Source organism: Anaerococcus groningensis, from assembly GCF_046365465.1.
Classification (GTDB): Bacteria; Bacillota; Clostridia; order Tissierellales; family Peptoniphilaceae; genus Anaerococcus; species Anaerococcus groningensis.
In genome coordinates this window covers 1-16,246 of the sequence record NZ_JBGMEG010000014.1, presented here as the reverse complement: position 1 = coordinate 16,246, position 16,246 = coordinate 1, and the positions used below count along the sequence as shown (strand labels likewise).

The 16,246-nt window shown below is 32.4% G+C and carries 16 protein-coding genes; 5 read left to right on the top strand and 11 right to left on the bottom strand.

Annotated elements, in window-relative coordinates; all coding sequences use genetic code 11:
- Positions 1-138: 138 nt before the first annotated feature.
- Genes hprK through AB9Q04_RS06965 form a run of 3 tightly spaced genes read right to left on the bottom strand, consistent with a single transcriptional unit; the run spans position 139 to position 4,806 of the window.
- A complete protein-coding gene (hprK, locus tag AB9Q04_RS06975; protein ID WP_410024619.1) occupies positions 139-1,170 on the bottom strand; it encodes an HPr(Ser) kinase/phosphatase in 1,032 nt (343 codons plus the stop codon).
- A 13-nt stretch (positions 1,171-1,183) separates the two neighbouring features.
- Entirely contained in the window at positions 1,184-3,034 is a 1,851-nt protein-coding gene (gene uvrC, locus AB9Q04_RS06970) for an excinuclease ABC subunit UvrC (RefSeq protein ID WP_410024618.1), read from the bottom strand.
- A complete protein-coding gene (locus AB9Q04_RS06965) occupies positions 3,031-4,806 on the bottom strand; it encodes an aminopeptidase P family protein (RefSeq protein ID WP_410024617.1) in 1,776 nt (591 codons plus the stop codon). The genes uvrC and AB9Q04_RS06965 overlap by 4 nt, the downstream gene beginning before the upstream one ends.
- Before the next feature lie 177 nt (positions 4,807-4,983).
- On the opposite strand from AB9Q04_RS06965, the gene ychF reads away from it, so the two are divergent.
- The 3 genes from ychF to AB9Q04_RS06950 all read left to right on the top strand — a co-directional run bounded on the left by ychF (position 4,984) and on the right by AB9Q04_RS06950 (position 7,780).
- Positions 4,984-6,081: a redox-regulated ATPase YchF gene (ychF, locus tag AB9Q04_RS06960; protein ID WP_410024616.1), complete on the top strand. Its 1,098-nt coding sequence runs from the start codon at positions 4,984-4,986 to the stop codon at positions 6,079-6,081.
- A gap of 9 nt (positions 6,082-6,090) precedes the next feature.
- Positions 6,091-6,705, top strand: a complete 615-nt coding sequence (locus AB9Q04_RS06955; RefSeq protein WP_410024615.1) for a thymidine kinase — start codon at positions 6,091-6,093, stop codon at positions 6,703-6,705.
- Between the two features lie 61 nt (positions 6,706-6,766).
- Positions 6,767-7,780, top strand: coding sequence for a D-alanine--D-alanine ligase family protein (locus tag AB9Q04_RS06950; RefSeq protein WP_410024614.1), 1,014 nt, complete (start codon positions 6,767-6,769; stop codon positions 7,778-7,780).
- Positions 7,781-7,820: 40 nt separating this feature from the next.
- On the opposite strand, the gene AB9Q04_RS06945 is transcribed toward AB9Q04_RS06950, so the two are convergent.
- The 8 genes from AB9Q04_RS06945 to AB9Q04_RS06910 all read right to left on the bottom strand — a co-directional run bounded on the left by AB9Q04_RS06945 (position 7,821) and on the right by AB9Q04_RS06910 (position 13,757).
- Positions 7,821-8,213 carry a hypothetical protein gene (locus AB9Q04_RS06945; protein WP_410024613.1) on the bottom strand — a complete coding sequence of 131 codons (393 nt, stop codon included), beginning with the start codon at positions 8,211-8,213 and terminating at the stop codon, positions 7,821-7,823.
- Positions 8,213-8,941, bottom strand: coding sequence for a YdjY domain-containing protein (locus tag AB9Q04_RS06940; RefSeq protein ID WP_410024612.1), 729 nt, complete (start codon positions 8,939-8,941; stop codon positions 8,213-8,215). The genes AB9Q04_RS06945 and AB9Q04_RS06940 overlap by 1 nt, the downstream gene beginning before the upstream one ends.
- Before the next feature lie 73 nt (positions 8,942-9,014).
- Positions 9,015-10,079 (bottom strand): methyltransferase domain-containing protein, encoded by a 1,065-nt coding sequence (locus AB9Q04_RS06935; RefSeq protein WP_410024611.1) that lies wholly within the window; start codon positions 10,077-10,079, stop codon positions 9,015-9,017.
- A gap of 54 nt (positions 10,080-10,133) precedes the next feature.
- Positions 10,134-11,087, bottom strand: coding sequence for an arsenosugar biosynthesis radical SAM (seleno)protein ArsS (gene arsS, locus AB9Q04_RS06930; RefSeq protein ID WP_410024610.1), 954 nt, complete (start codon positions 11,085-11,087; stop codon positions 10,134-10,136).
- Positions 11,088-11,426, bottom strand: a complete 339-nt coding sequence (locus AB9Q04_RS06925; RefSeq protein ID WP_410024609.1) for an arsenosugar biosynthesis-associated peroxidase-like protein — start codon at positions 11,424-11,426, stop codon at positions 11,088-11,090.
- A gap of 126 nt (positions 11,427-11,552) precedes the next feature.
- Positions 11,553-12,095, bottom strand: a complete 543-nt coding sequence (locus tag AB9Q04_RS06920; RefSeq protein ID WP_410024608.1) for a GNAT family N-acetyltransferase — start codon at positions 12,093-12,095, stop codon at positions 11,553-11,555.
- A 12-nt stretch (positions 12,096-12,107) separates the two neighbouring features.
- Positions 12,108-12,914: a type I methionyl aminopeptidase gene (map, locus tag AB9Q04_RS06915; protein WP_410024607.1), complete on the bottom strand. Its 807-nt coding sequence runs from the start codon at positions 12,912-12,914 to the stop codon at positions 12,108-12,110.
- Positions 12,915-12,959: 45 nt separating this feature from the next.
- A complete protein-coding gene (locus tag AB9Q04_RS06910; protein WP_410024606.1) occupies positions 12,960-13,757 on the bottom strand; it encodes a nitroreductase family protein in 798 nt (265 codons plus the stop codon).
- 73 nt (positions 13,758-13,830) lie between these two features.
- Between AB9Q04_RS06910 and AB9Q04_RS06905 the strand changes: the two genes are divergently transcribed.
- Together AB9Q04_RS06905 and AB9Q04_RS06900 are read left to right on the top strand one after the other, a co-directional pair.
- Entirely contained in the window at positions 13,831-15,627 is a 1,797-nt protein-coding gene (locus AB9Q04_RS06905) for an ATP-dependent helicase (protein ID WP_410024605.1), read from the top strand.
- A gap of 60 nt (positions 15,628-15,687) precedes the next feature.
- Positions 15,688-16,197: a type 1 glutamine amidotransferase domain-containing protein gene (locus AB9Q04_RS06900; protein ID WP_410024604.1), complete on the top strand. Its 510-nt coding sequence runs from the start codon at positions 15,688-15,690 to the stop codon at positions 16,195-16,197.
- Positions 16,198-16,246: the final 49 nt, after the last annotated feature.

Sequence of the window (16,246 nt, the reverse complement as noted above, 5' to 3'; positions counted from 1 at the left end):
CTAATTTAAGTATAAATAACATTCCTAGGAATGTCAAGGGCCTTTTTTAAATAAAACAAGATTTTAAGAATATACTAAAAAATTCATATATTTTCTAAAATCTAACACAAATTTTCTTTTAAATAAAAAAACAATGACCTAAATGAAGTCATCGTTTTCCTCAGCTAAGCTCTTATGAAAAATATTATTTGTCATAACTCTAGCTGCATTATAACCAAAATTTTTCTCCCTTTGATTCATTGCAGCGACTTCCACTATCAAGGCAAGATTTCTACCAGCCCTTACTGGAACTACTATATGAGGAACTTTTACATTTAAAAGCTTGACACAATGGTTATCTAAACCTAGTCTATCGTACTCATAATCTTCTTTCCATTGCTCTAGTTCTATAACTAGTTCTATCTGGGTGCTATTTTTTACAGAACCAGTACCATATAGCCTTCTAACATTTACTATACCTAGCCCCCTTATTTCCATATAATGGCGGATATTATCTGGAGATGAGCCAGTAAGTTTGCCATCAAAGGCCATTATGTCTACCATATCATCTGCAACTAACCTGTGACCGCGATTGATAAGGTCTAGGGCAGTCTCACTTTTTCCTACTGAAGACTTGCCCATAATCAAAACACCAATACCAAAAACTTCTAAAAGTTCCCCATGGACATTGCTCCTAGGGGCTAACTGATATTCTAGTTCATCTGAAATTGCAGATATAAGCTTAGTAGTTTTTGCAGGTGACCTTAAAAGGGTCTTATCATAATAATCAGCCAAGTCTAGGATATCTTGGTTTATATCAGCATCATAAGAGAAAATAACAGCTGGGATATTGTAAGCTAAAATACCCCTAAATCTTTCATATTGGAGCTTGCTATCTAGACCTGTAAGGTAAGTGAATTCTACAGATCCTATAACTTGTAACCTCTGGTAGGGAAAGTCTTCTAGGTAACCTGCAAGTTGTAAACCAGGACGATTTACATCTGCATTTGATAAAGTTATATCAAAATAATCTGAAGACTGGTGGACAATTTCAAGACCCAATCTGTCCACAACAGTATGAAGTTTTATCTCTTTTACCTGCTCACCTTCTGCTACATGTTTAGGAATAATATCACGCTCTATAAGGGTTTGCGTCTGATCATCACTTTGTGTTTTCCTGTTTCTATCCATAATTTGCTCCTTATTAGCCCTTTAGCCTAAAGTACTTATAAATCTCAAGGGCTTGGGCCCTGCCTACTAAGGGTACTTCCATAAGTTCTTCTACACTTGCTTTTTTTATATTAGAAAGACTTTTAAAGTGCTTATATAAATTTGTCCTTGTTTTTTCACCTACTCCTTTGATATTATCTAGTTCTGATGTTTTCATAGTATTTTGCATAAGCTTCCTATGATAATTTATGGCAAATCTATGGGCTTCTTCTTGAATTTCGTAAATTAATTTATAAACTGGCTCACTTCTTTTTATAAATATTTCCTCACCTTGGTAGATAATAGCTCTAGTGGTGTGCTTATCATCTTTTACAAGCCCTGCTATTTCTATATCAAGCTTAAATTCATTTAGGATTTCTAGGGCTGATGATACTTGACCCTTACCACCATCCATTAAAATTAAATCTGGCATATTACCAAATCCTGTCGTAGTATTGCCTTTTTCCATTTCTTTGATACCATTTTTAAATCTACGAGTTAATACTTCTTTTAAAGAACCATAATCATTTGGACCTTCTATAGTTTTTATTTTAAATTTACGGTATTCCTTTGGATTTGGGTGGCCATCTTTAAAAACCACCATGGATCCTACTGATTGAACGCCTGATGTATTTGAAATATCATAGCATTCTATACGTTTTATCTCTGGCATATTTAAAATTTCTTTTAACTGGTTGATACCAGCAGATTTTTTGCGGTCTTTTTTTTCTACCTGTTTTTCGTATTTGATACGCATATCATTGGCATTAGTTAAGGCCATATTAACTAACTCTTTTTTCTTGCCCAATTTTGGCTCATGGATTAGAACCTTGCTGCCGCGTTTTTGATTTAAAAATTCATTTATAGGTGTTAGGTCATCAGGCTCAAATTCTATTAAAATTTCTTTAGGAACATACATGATATCTAGGTAAAATTGCTTGATAAATGATGACATGATTTCTTTGTTGGTTTCTATATAGTCATTTTTGATTATAAAATGCTCACGTTCTACAATTTTTCCTTGGCGCATTAAGAACACTTGCATTACTATGGCTGTTGCACCCTTGCTCATAGCAATGATATCCATATCATCTCCCCTGGTTTCTGTGACATTTTGTCTTTCAGAAATAGTAGATAGGGCCCTATAAAAGTCCCTATATTTTGATGCCATCTCAAAGTTTAACTCAGCACTTGATTCATTCATTTTTTCTAAAACCCATTCAGGGATTTTGTCCGATCTATTTTCTAAAAAAGATTTTACATCATCTATATGATCCATATAGCGATTTTCGTCTTCATCGTGGATACATGGACCCTTACATTTTTTTATAAAATAGTTTAAACATGGCCTATCTAAGGTTTGTCCTTTGTCAAAATCTAGGTTACAAGTTCTAAAAGGATAGTACAAGTGAAATAAATCTATGGCGTCATTTACTGCATAGGCATCTGGATAAGGTCCATAATAACTTGCCTTATCATTATAAATCTGCCTTACTTTTTGGATTCGTGGGAATTTTTCATTGGTTATTTTTATATACGGATATTGTTTATCATCACGGAGGACGATATTGTATTTGGGCCTATTTTTCTTTATTAAGTTTGATTCTAAAACCAAGGCCTCCACTTCATTTTCCACTATTATATATTCAAAGTGGTCAATGTGAGAGACCATAGCAAGGACCTTGGCCCCCTTATTTTTATTGTTATCAAAATATTGGCGGACTCTTTTTTTTAGAGAAATAGCTTTGCCGACATATATTATTTCATCATCGGCATTTCTCATTATATAAACTCCTGGCAAATCAGGTAGTTCTTTAAGTTTCGCCTTTAGTTCTTCTTTAGTCAAATTTGTTTACAACTCTCCTTCAAGTACTCTAAATCTGCTCCTTCTAGGTATGCAGCTAATACTTCTTCACATTTTTGATTGTAGTCATTTATCCAATTTATCTCTTCATTAGTTAGCATATCTACATTAATAGGTCTAGTATCTATTGGTACATAGGTTAGATTTTCAAATTCTAAAAATCTACCAAATTCATTTTCCAATGCTTTTTGAACAACCGCTTGGTTTTCTATTCTTATTCCGTGGCTGTTTGATATATATAAACCTGGCTCAATTGATGTAAACATGTGCTCTTTAAATTCTATTTCTGATCCAGGTCCGAGGCCAAGTCTTTGCGGTCCTTCGTGAACTGTTAATAAGTAACCTACACCATGACCTGTTCCATGGAAGAAATCTTTGCCTGCTTGCCACAATGGATATTTGGCAATGGAATCAAGTCTAGCACCTGTAGTTTTTTCTTTAAATTTAGCTAAAAATAAAGCTATATGTGATTTTAAAACCAAAGTGTAATCATCTTTTTCTGCTTGATTAAGGGTACCTAGTGCAACGGTTCTTGTAATATCTGTAGTTCCTTCTTTGTAATGGGCCCCAGAATCTATTAAAACCATTCCTTCAGTTCTGATAGTTTTTGATCCGACATTAGCTGGTGCATAGTGAACTATGGCAGCATTGTCCTTATAACCCATAATTGTAGCAAAAGACTCTTCTATAAAACTTTCATTTTCAGCTCGAAGTTCGTGAAGTTTTTTACTAGCTACATATTCGTTTAAGGTACCAGTAGTAGCACCTACTTCTAACCAATTAAAGAATTTCACTAAGGTAACCCCATCTATAATGTAAGCTTTTTTTGTATTAGCAATCTCGGTTTCATTTTTAATAGCCTTCATATTTGTAGTGATATTTGTACCAGTAGAAACTTTTACGTTTGAATTTATAGCGTCATAAATAGCCACATTTGTCCTAGCTGGATCTAGGAAAATACGGTTTTTTCCTGGTATATCTTTTAAAAGAGTAAATATATAGTTGTAGGAATGTATTTTTATCTTATTTGCTTCTAAATAATCCTTTGTTTCTCCATCAAGCTTTTCTTGATCAATACACAAATATGCCCTATCTTTTGATATTAGCATATAGCATAGTACAACTGGATTGTAGTCGATATCATTACCCCTGATATTTAATAGCCAACAAATATCCTCTACTGCTCCTATAAAATAATAATCATAGCCATTTTCATCCATTTCTTCGCGGATACGAGAAAGTTTTGAAGCAGTACTTTCTCCAGCATATTTTTCTTCTAGAATCCATGCCTTATCTTTTCTTAAATCTGGTCGATCTTTCCATAAATCAGAAATGTAGTCGATATCAGAAACAAGGGTACGAGATCCCATAGATTCGCTTAATTTCTTGTATTCTCTAACTGAGAAAAGATTTCCATTAAAGGCAATTTTCCCAAATTCATTTACGTTTTCTTCTAAGTATTCTTCTACTGTCGGATAGTCTTCATCACCCATTTTCATAAGTTCAAAGTCTGAGTGGGCTAGTTCTTTTTCTGCTTGCAGAAAGTACCTAGAATCAGTCCATACTTTTGCTTCAGTCGGTGTAACAACAGCTGTACCAGCAGATCCAGTGAAACCAGATATAAATTCTCTTTCTTTATAATGGTCTGATAAATATTCTGACTGGTGAGGGTCAGAGGTTGGTATTATGTAAGCATCAATTTTTCTATCAGCCATTAAGCTTCGTAAATTTTCTAATCTTTGATTAATATTCATATAAACTCCCTTAAAAATTTAAAAAAGTAATTTAGTAAAAATGTTAAAATTTCCTTATTTTATACAGTAATTATACCATTTTGACCTATCTTTGGTAGCTTTGTATCAATTGAATTTTTTGCTAAATCAATTATAATAAAAGCAATGTTTAAAAATATTTAAGGGGTGAGATAACAAATGAAACTTGGAATTGTAGGATTGCCAAACGTTGGTAAATCAACATTATTTAACGCAATTACAAAAGCTGGAGCACTTATTGCAAACTATCCATTTGCAACAATTGACCCAAATGTGGGCCTTGTAAATGTGCCAGACGAAAGACTAGATGTCCTAGCACAAATTAGCGACTCAAAAAAAGTTGTTCCAGCTGTTATAGAATTTTATGATATAGCAGGTCTAGTTAGAGGAGCATCAAAGGGTGAAGGTTTGGGTAACCAATTTTTATCAAATATTAGGGAAACTGATGCTATAGTTGAGGTTTTAAGATGTTTTGATGACCCAAATGTAACTCACGTAGATGGATCAGTAGACCCTATCCGTGATATCGAAACAATAAATCTTGAACTAATCTTTGCAGATCTTGAAATGATAGAAAAAGTTTTAGAAAAACGTAGAAAAGTAGCAAGAAATGACAAAGAAGTTGCTAAGGAAGTAGCTGTTTTAGACAAAGTAAAAGAAGTTCTTGAAGAAGGAAAGTCTGCAAGAGTTTTAAATCTAAATGACGATGAGAAAAAACTCCTTCGCTCCTATCAACTACTATCAACTAAGCCTATTATTTATGTGTGCAATGTAAATGAAGAAGATGCTGCAAATGATGGATCTGATAACCCATATGTAGCTAAAGTTCGTGAGTTTGCAGCAGGTGAAAATGCTGAAGTATCTATAGTGTCTGCAAAAATTGAACAAGAAATTTCAGAGCTAGATACAGATGAAGAAAAAGAAGATTTCCTAGAAATGCTTGGCTTAAGTGAATCAGGCACTGATAAGGTAATAAAAGATAGTTACAAAACACTAGACCTTATCTCCTACCTTACTACAGGAGAAATGGAAACTCGTGCTTGGACCATAAAAGATGGTACAAAAGCAGTAGATGCTGCTGGCAAAATCCACTCAGACATATCCCGTGGTTTTATAAAAGCTGAAATAGTTTCTTATGAAGATTTGGTAGATAGTGGTTCTATCAATGCAGCACGTGAAAGAGGCCTTTTAAGAATGGAAGGCAAGGACTACATCATGAAAGATGGCGATGTAGTGAACTTTAAATTTAATGTATAAGGTTAACTAATGAAAAAACAAGGAAAACTAATAGTTCACACAGGCTCCATGTTTTCAGGAAAAACCACTTCCCTATGGCGAGAGCTTTATAGGATGAGGATAGCAAATTATAAAATTGCTGCCTTTAAACCAGCCGTAGATAATCGTGATGATGAGAAAAAAATAGTATCCCATGACAATTTAGAGTTAGATGCTATAAAGGTAGAAAACTTAAATGATGTTTTGGAATATGCCACAAATCACGAATTGGATGCTATAGGTATAGATGAAGTGCAATTTTTCCCCAATGATCCTACAGAAGTAATAGATATCTTTAATGAACTTATGGATAAAAATATTACTATTGTAGTTTCAGGTCTAGATATGGATTATAAAACTAGGCCCTTTGAAATCATCAAAGAAATAATGCCCATAGCAGATGAACTAACCAAACACCATGCCATTTGTGCAAATTGTGGCGAAGACGCCTGGGCCTCATACAGAAAATCTACCGACGAATCAAGAATCCAAATCGGTTCAAAAGATAAATATGAGCCTCTTTGCAGGGAATGCTACAACCAAATGATGAGTGAAAGAGAAAAAACTAAAAACCAAATAACATTAGAATTAGGTGAAGACGCCTAATTCTTTTTGTTTGAAATAAAAAAAATTTATTAGACTAATATATTAATAAGAAAGAGTACATATGAAAATAGCTTTAGTATACGCAGAATACGAAAACATGACAGATGAAATTAGACAGGTAAATCCAAATGCAGATAGGATTATGCAAAATATGCTAACATCTATCAAAGAAGCCTTAGAATTCAATAACCACGAAGTTTTTGAAATTCCAGCTAATATTGATATGATGAGAAATATTATGGAAATAGAAGACTTGGATGTAATATTTATCCACTATGACCCTTTAGAAAACTTAAAACTACAAGGAAACGTATTTGCAGCCCTAGAATTACTAGGCATACCTATAGTAGGTAGTGGTATGCTAGCCCAAGCTACTGCCCTATCAAAGGAAACAGCAAATCTTATCTTAGCTTCCCACGGTTTACCAATAGTAAAATCTCAAATTTTATTTTCCAAAGATGATGAGTTAAAAGAAGAACTAAAAGAATCCTTCCCTCTATTTGTAAAACCAGAATCAGAAGCAGTGTCAGTGGGTATTAGAAATGATTCTTATGTAGAAAATGAAGAGGAATTGGAAAATACATTAGACAGAATTTTTTCAGAAGTAAATCCACCTGTAATTATAGAAGAATTTTTACCAGGTAGAGAATTTACTGTAGGTGTTTTAGAAGATATGGGAGAATTAAAGGCCCTTGAAGTTACAGAAATAACTTTTAATCCAGAAAGTGGTGTCAGCTTTAGAACAAAAGATGTAGTAAAAAATAAATGGACTATCAAAACTACACCGGCTAAAATAGATGAAGAACTAGAACTAGAAATGAAATACCTAGCTATCAAATCATTTAAAGCAATGAATTGTGACACCTATGCAAGAATTGATATTAGGCTAAATGCTGATGGTGAACCTTACATAATGGAAATAAATACCATGCCAGGCCTATCAAAAACTACTTCTCCATATGTCTTAGAAGCAAAAGCATCTGGCATAGAATATGAAGAATTAATTAATAAACTAGTAAGATCTGCCTACCATAAGGGTGCAGATAGCAAAAAACTAGGTATAGGCAAATTTTAATAGCAAAAAAGCAGGATCTATTTAAAAATCCTGCTTTTTTTTATGCCTTAATTTTTGCTAAATATTTATTGTTTTTATAATAATCATAGTAAACTATTAAGCTAGTGACAATTATTGTTATGATTAAAACTATTTTAAAGTTATCTATTTGGATTGGCAAATAAAATGCATCTCTTAGTTCATAGGAAACCCTTGGAAACTTGCCAAGCATAAAGGCAAGCACCATAATAACTTCACCAATTAAAATAGGTTTTATAGACTTAAAGTTTCCTCTTATCATAAGCACTAGCACGAATATAAAACTAGCATAGACAATGTGTCTGGCATGGATTCTCATATCTAGCCAAATACTTAGGCTAATTAAACTAGTTGCTAGGGTAAATAAAACAATTGAACCTAATAAATACCTTGCAATTTTTGCTAAAGTTTCCATTATCCTCTAAGTGAGTAAACTATAGCAACCGGTGTTCCATCTTCTGGAGCTAGTTCTTCATTTAAACCAAATTCTACAATTTTTGTTTTTTCAACAGAGCCAAATGGATAATTAGCATTTGATGAAATACCTACTGTACAAGAATCTAGGCAAGATAAGCAACCTGTTTTCTTTTCATTTGATCTATCAAGGTTACCTGTAAATCTTAAGTCAACACCTTTTCCATTTGGATCTACGATAAAGTCATTTACATCAACTCCATCTTCGTTTCCTTCCCAGTAGAATGTTACATCTAATGGTGTACCTTCAGATGTAGTTTCTTCTGCATTTTCTGGAGTCATATTATCACCCGGTTCTGCACCGATGTCTAATAGAGCTTGATGGAAATCAGCTGGAGCAGTTTGAGAAATAAATACTGGTTTGTCTCCAAATTTACCTGTTTCAGATACTACTAAGTGTCTAGTTGACTCAGTAAGGAACTTACCATTAAAGTTTGCGTAAACAGTTACAGTTTGATTTTCTTCATCAACTACTATATTGTTGTCTTTACTAACACCTTTAACTTCTTCTACAACTTCTGTACTATCATCGGTTGTTTCTACAGTTTCTGTAGTTTCAGTTTCATTTACAGCTGCATCTTCTGCAGGTGCTTGCTCTTGGTTTGAACAACCTGTTAGTATAGCTCCTGTTAAAGCTAAGCTTAAAAACAAATTCTTATAATTTTTCATATTACTCTCCCCTTATAAAATGTTATTATTTATATAAACTATATTATCATGCTTTATAAAAAAATACAATAATTTAACAACAACAAACTTCTCCACTTCCTCGAGCATCTAAGCTACTAAATCTAGTACTAGCACAACCGGCAAAGACACCAAAGTGATTATCCCTATTTCCAATAATTTCAAAATATTTGCTATACCTAGTTTCTTCTAACATTGCAGCTGTATTTCCACACACTAATTCTGCTTTATTTTTAAAGAATCTATGGTGGCCATCTAGATCAAAAAAGTTGTCATTTTCTTTTATTCCGCCTTGATAAATAGCAACTTGACCATAGTCCTCACATATGTCTTCTATAAGGTCTGGGATTTTAAAGGCACTTATGGTATCAGAATAAAAGTTGATATTTCCTACTAAATTTTCTATTTCCTTATTACCTATACTTTGTTTTGCGATTGATAGGTATCTAAAATCAGTCCAACCTATTTTAGTCATTAGCCTTCTAAAGTCTTCTCTATACATAGCTCCACCCAAGCATTCTCCTCTTAAGATTTCATTTTGGCTAATATCTTCTGGAATTCTTCTATCAGCAAAAATATCAGAAAAATATAACTCTCCCCCACGCTTTAAAACTCTCCATATTTCTTTAAAAACTTCTTCTTTAAATGGAGATAGGTTTATAACGCAGTTTGAAATAACTACATCAATTGATTCATCCTCTATGCCAATAGATTTTAAATCTTCTATATACCCTTTATGAAACTCTACATTTGATTTACTATATCCAAATTTTTCTGCCATTTCATCTTGATATTTATTAGCAATTTCTAATTGGCTATCTGTCATATCAACACCAATTACCCTGCCATTTTCACCAACAAGTTTTGACAAAATATAGCAATCTAATCCTGTCCCGCATCCTAGGTCTAGAACAGTTTTGCCTTCTATAGCCTTTGGTATAGGTGAACCACAGCCGTAAAATCGGATAATAATTTCATCTGGTAATTCTTTTCTAATTTCTTTTAGGTAATCTGGCATAGCATCACGGGCACATGCACAAATATTTGTTTGCATTTGCCCTTCATCTTCTGTAGTGATTTTACTATAATAATCACTTACTTTTTTCCTTAAATCTGTCATTAACTCTCCTTATTTAATATATTCTTTAGAAGTAACCTACTCCAAGGAGCCTCCTCAGGAAGAGCCCGCTCCTGCTGTACAGCTATAGCAATGATTTGCGGTAATTATCTGTCTATTTTCCAAATCATTTGCAGTAATATCGAATATAGTTTTATTTTTACCTTTTATACCAAGGCCTAGGGATAGGTTAAAGTCACAATCATGAATAGTTCCATCATAATCAACTGATAATGTTGACCTACACATGACCTCTTCTACCACTTCATCATTAAAAGAATTATATAAACGATTCATATATCTAGCTAAGTTGCGTGATTTATCTAACCATCTGCCAAAATTTCCAATGGGAGAATTTGTTATTGCAAATAAATCGTTAAATACTATGCCATAATCATCTCTTAGCTTTACTCTATAAACTTCCTCTAACTCTTCTTCTGATTGAGGAATCATTGCTCCAGAAGGGTTGTAAACTAGGTTTAAATTTAAATCAGGATCTTTACCATAACCTAAAGCATTTAAAATTTTTAAAATCCTTATAGAATCTTCAAAAACTCCTAGGCCCCTTACCTTATCAGTTTTTTCTCTTTCATAAAAAGGTAAACTTGCTATAATATCCACCTTATGGTCTCTTAAAAACTGAGGGATATCTTCGTATTCTTTTTTGTTATAGATAGTAAGATTTGACCTAATCATTACTTTTTTACCAAGCTTAGTAGCTTCTTCTACTAGGTATTTAAAAACTCCACTCATTTCTGGAGCTCCACCAGTAATATCTACCGTGCTAAAGCCATAAGATTTTAATAACTCTATACATTCTCTAGCTACATCTATAGTCATATCTTCTTTGCGAGTGGGACTACAAGAAAGGTGGCAGTGCTTGCAAGCTAAATTACAAGTTCTGGTAATATTTAATTGGAGGGTGTCAATTTTATCTTTAGTTTTTATCTTATAGCCAACCCTATCATCAAATCTTGCTACGGCTTGATTTACTTTCTTAAAATAATGCACTTAAAATTCCAAATCATCTATAATGTTTTTCATTTGAACACTAGTTACAAGGGTAATGCCTGCTTGCATAGCACTTACTACATGAACTGCTTCCATCATTTCTTCTTTGCTAAGACCTAAATCTAGGCATTTTGTTGTATAAGCATCTATACAATATGGACATTTTTCTGCATGGGCTACTGCAAGGGCTATTAATGCCTTTGTTCTTACAGAAAGTTTTCCCTCAGCCATGACATTTCCATAATAATTTATAAAATTATCCCAATGTTCCTTGTGTAAATCAGCTAGGTCACCGTTATTAAATTTATCTAAATCTGATGTGTTAAAATATTCGCTCATCTAAGTCTCCTTATCTTTTATTTATGTATTATGTATTAGATATAATTATCTAATATATGAAAAAGTTTGGCTAATTCTTAATTTTCAAGAAATTTACAAAAAAGTCCTAGGAATGTATCCTAGAACTTAATTTTCTATTATTTTTATATTTTTATTTATATAATCCTTATTAAAGATTTTATAGTAAGTATCAAAGTACTCATCAATACCAGCATCTTTAGTGGTAGCCATAAGTTCCATTTCTATACCAAAATAATTAACTTGCCCATCCAAAACTTTATAGCCGTTTTTGAGATAGAAATCTTTTCTCTTTTTTCTTAAATCATGGTCGTGAACTTTTTTTAAATTTGTACTTTCAATTTCAACTATTAAATTATCATATTTGTCTTTTAATAAAGCTAAAGCCCTTGTCCCTAAGCCCTGGCCCCTATATTTTTCTTCAATAGCAAAATATGAAAGTAAATTAAGGTCTTGGTTTAAATAAATAACTGCTAGTCCAATCTTTTTACAATCTACTTTTAAAAAATTAATATCTATTAGATTTTTATTGTTAAGCTCGTATAGGCTTTGTATGGCTACTTGCTCTTCTTTTAGAAAAGCAGTTTTATATAAGTTCTCAAAGTAATTTTTATCAGTTGAACTTGTTAATTTTAAAGATTCTACTTGCAAGAAAGACCTCTACTAAAATTTATATGATTCTATAAATGCTAGGTCTTCTTCTGTTAATTCATATTTACTTTGATCAGTAATTATTTCTGGTCCGTCTTCGTGAATGATTAATTGGTGTTCAAATTGACACACGTTTGATCCATCTTTTGTTTTTGCTACCCAGCCATTATCTTCAAGTTCCATTGGCCAGTTGCCACTTGCAATCATTGGCTCGATTGTAAATACCATACCTGCTTGGATGCGTGGACCTCTGTGAGCCTTTCCGTAGTGTGGTACTTGTGGGTCTTCGTGCATTTCTTTACCTATACCATGACCTATAAAATCACGGATAACTGAAAAATCATTCTCTACTTCTGCATATTCTTGGATAGCATGGCCTATATCACCTATTCTATTGCCAACTTTTGCTTCTTCTATAGCTTTATTTAATGATTCTAAAGTCACATCCATTAATTCTTGGTCACGTTCTGCTAGATTACCAATAGCATATGACCAACAAGAATCAGCTAGTCCTCCCTCATATTGGATTACGTTATCGATAGAAACTATGTCACCTTCTTTTAAAACATAGTCTCCTGGAAAACCGTGGCAGATTTCATCATTTACTGATATGCAAAGAGTATAAGGGAAACCACCATAGCCTAGTTGGGCTGGCACTGCGTTTTTGTGATCTACTATAAATTTGTTGGCAAAATCATCAAGCTGTTTGGTTGTCATACCTTCTTTGATAACTTTTTGGATAGCAAGATGAGTCTGGCAAAGTATTTCTGCAGCTGCCCTCATCTTTTCAAAATCATTTTCTGTATATAATCTAATCATATTTACCTTTCAATTAAAATAAAGCGACTAAAAGTCGCCCTATTCTTACATTTTCTTTGTTGCTATATAAGTGTATTTATCAGATGAAATTTCTGGTTTTACATCCCACCCACTTGCCATAGCAAGTGATTTTCCTAATTCATCGATATAATACATTATTATACCAGCATCTATTAAGTTTACATCACCTTTAAAGTCTTCGATATATAAGTTTATTTCATCATCAACTATTACAAATCTCCAAGGTTGTTCATTGTGGGTTGATGGAGCAAATTTTGCATAATCAAAGATATCATTTAGTCCTCTTTGTTCTAGGTCTTCATCTGTTGCTTGAGTATCAAAATCTCCTAGGAAAACTAAATCTTCTGTAGGTTTTCTATCGTCATATCTTTGTTGGCGAACTTCATCATTTAGTGGATATCCAACTGCTAAAAGTAAGTTGACATCTCCATCAGTAAAGTTAAAGGCAGATTGTTTTACTGTAGTTTCTACATCTGAAACTGTAATCCAGCATGATCCAAGTCCTAGTTCGTTTAATCTTGTAATGATTTCTTCCATGCCGTAAGCACCTTTTACTATAGATGCAGGGTTATTATTTAAAGTATTTAAAGCAATATAAGCTGGAGCTTTAATCATGATTCCTCTGTAGCCAGCTACCCCTTCAAGGGATTTGTATACAGATTCTCCATCTGTATTTACTAAAAATGATAAGTCCTCTTTACCTAATTTTTCTGCTTCAGCTTCTACAATTTCAAATATTTTTTTTGTAGTATTTTCATCTAAGTTTTTTTCTTTATAATCTCTAGTTGAAGTTCTAGTCTTTAAAAAATTTGTTGTAAGCATTGTTACCCCCATATATGTATTCTAATACAATTTTACCATACTTTTATAAAATTTTATATGGTATGATATTTGTATGAAATTAACAGACAAACAAAAACTTGCAGCAAATCACAAAAATGGGCCTTGTCTAGTCCTTGCCGTACCAGGGGCTGGAAAAACAACTATGCTTTTAGAACGTATAAAAGTTTTATCAAGCAACATCGATCCTTCAAATATTCTTTCCCTCACTTTTTCTAGAACCCAAGCTATAGATATGAAAAATAGGTTTGAAAAAGAAAATGAGGCCAAGTCAAACTTTATGACTATCCATGCCTTTTGCTACCTGATTATTAGAAACTATTACAAAAAAGCTAATAGAGAATTAAAAATCTTAGAAAGTGATGAACTTTACAATAAGTACAACCTAGTTCAAAAAATATATGTTGATATAAATAGTAAGATTATGTCCTCAGAGGATTTGAAAAACTTTTTTACAGAAGTTGGTTATATGAAAAACAGCATGGTTGGTACTTCTTATCTTAAAAATTCACAGATAAAAAACATAGAAAAAATATACCTAAACTATGAAAATTTTAAAAAGGAAAATTCTTTTATCGATTTTGATGATATGCAAGTATTAGCCCTTAAGCTAATAAATGAACATCCAAAGCTACTTAAGTCTATTAAAAATAAATATAAGTACATACAACTAGACGAGGGCCAAGATACCTCCCTCTTGCAATTTAAATTAATTGAAAAAATAATTTATCCAGAAAATAATCTAATGGTTGTAGCAGATGATGACCAATCCATATATTCTTTTAGAGCTGCTGAGCCAGAATATTTATTAAATTTTAAAAATATTTTTCCTAGTGCAAAAATAATTACCATGGATGAAAATCATAGGTCTCAAGCAAATATTGTAAAAGTAGCTGGTGATTTTATAAGTCAAAACCAATTTAGGTATGAAAAAAACTTATTTACCAACAAAAAAACTACTAACAAGGTCCATAAGTATAAAGCTTATGATAGCAAGGAAGAATTTTCCTATATCCTAAAACATTTTGAAAAAGATAAAACCAATGCCATTTTATATAGGAATAATATCTCTGCTCTAAACTTAGTTTCTTTTCTAATGGAAGAAAATATAGATTTTTCCATAAATAATGGATCTAGTGATTTTTTTGATTCAAAAATCTTAAAAGACATGGTTAATATCATTAACTTTTCTAATGATTTTTATAATATAGAGCTTTTTTCAGAGATTTATTATATGGTAAATTCATATTTATCCCGTGAAGAAATAGAAAAGCTTAATCTAAAACCAATAAACTATACAGTTTTTGATTACCTCCACGAGTATATAAATGATGAAAAAGCCTATGGTCTTTTAAGAAAAGAAAAAGAGTTTAAAAACTTAGCAAGTATGGATTTAGATAAGAAATTTTCCTATATCTATAACAAAATGGGCTATAGAGAGTATATCAAAATGTTTTCTAATAAGCATTATGAAGTCGTAATAAACAAAGACCTATATGTAGAAAGCTTGGTCAATTTTGCTAGAGGTCTTTCAAGTTTAGATGATTTTTACAAAAAAATTGAAAATTTTGAGAGGATTTTAAATAAGAGAAAAAAATCAAATATCATCCTATCCACCATTCATAAGGCTAAGGGGCTTGAATATGACAAGGTCTTTGTAATAGATTTAGTAAAGGGAGAATTTCCCATACTTTTTGATTTTAAAGATAAAACTCTTAAACTTGAAGAAGAACGCAGAATGTTTTATGTCGCTATGACTAGAGCGCGTGAAGATTTGTATTTAATTACTTTAAAATATCGTAATAACCATAAGGTCGAACCATCAGAATTTTTTAACTATGTTAAAAAATAAGTAGTTTGGGTATATATAACAATGAAAGCGAAACTTAGAGCTTTTAAGGAGATTAATTAAATGAAAAAAGTAGCAGTGCTAATTGAAAATAGATATGAAGAACCAGAACTAATTTATCCTTATTGGAGACTTAAAGAAGATTATGAAGTTACTCTTGTAGGTACAGAGGCTGATACAGAATATGTAGGAAAAGCTGGTGGCTACAAAATGAAATCAGACATTGCAAGTTCTGATGCAAAAGCTAGTGACTTTGATGCAGTATACATTCCAGGAGGATTCTCACCAGATGGTATGAGACAATCAGAAGATACTGTAAATTTTGTAAAAGAAATGCATGAAGCTGGCAAACTAATCGGTGCTATCTGCCATGGTCCATGGGTTTTAGCAGAAGCTGATATCCTAGATGGAATAAAAGCTACATCAGTAAAAACTATTAGCACAGATATTAAAAATGCTGGTGCAAACTGGGTAGATGAAGAAACAGTTGTTGATGGAAACATCGTTACAGCAAGAACTCCAGAAGATCTTCCAGCTCACGTTACAAAATTTGTAGAAGAACTTGGAAAATAATATAAAAATTAAAGCCCCTAGTTGAGCTGAACCCGTAAACACGGAATAA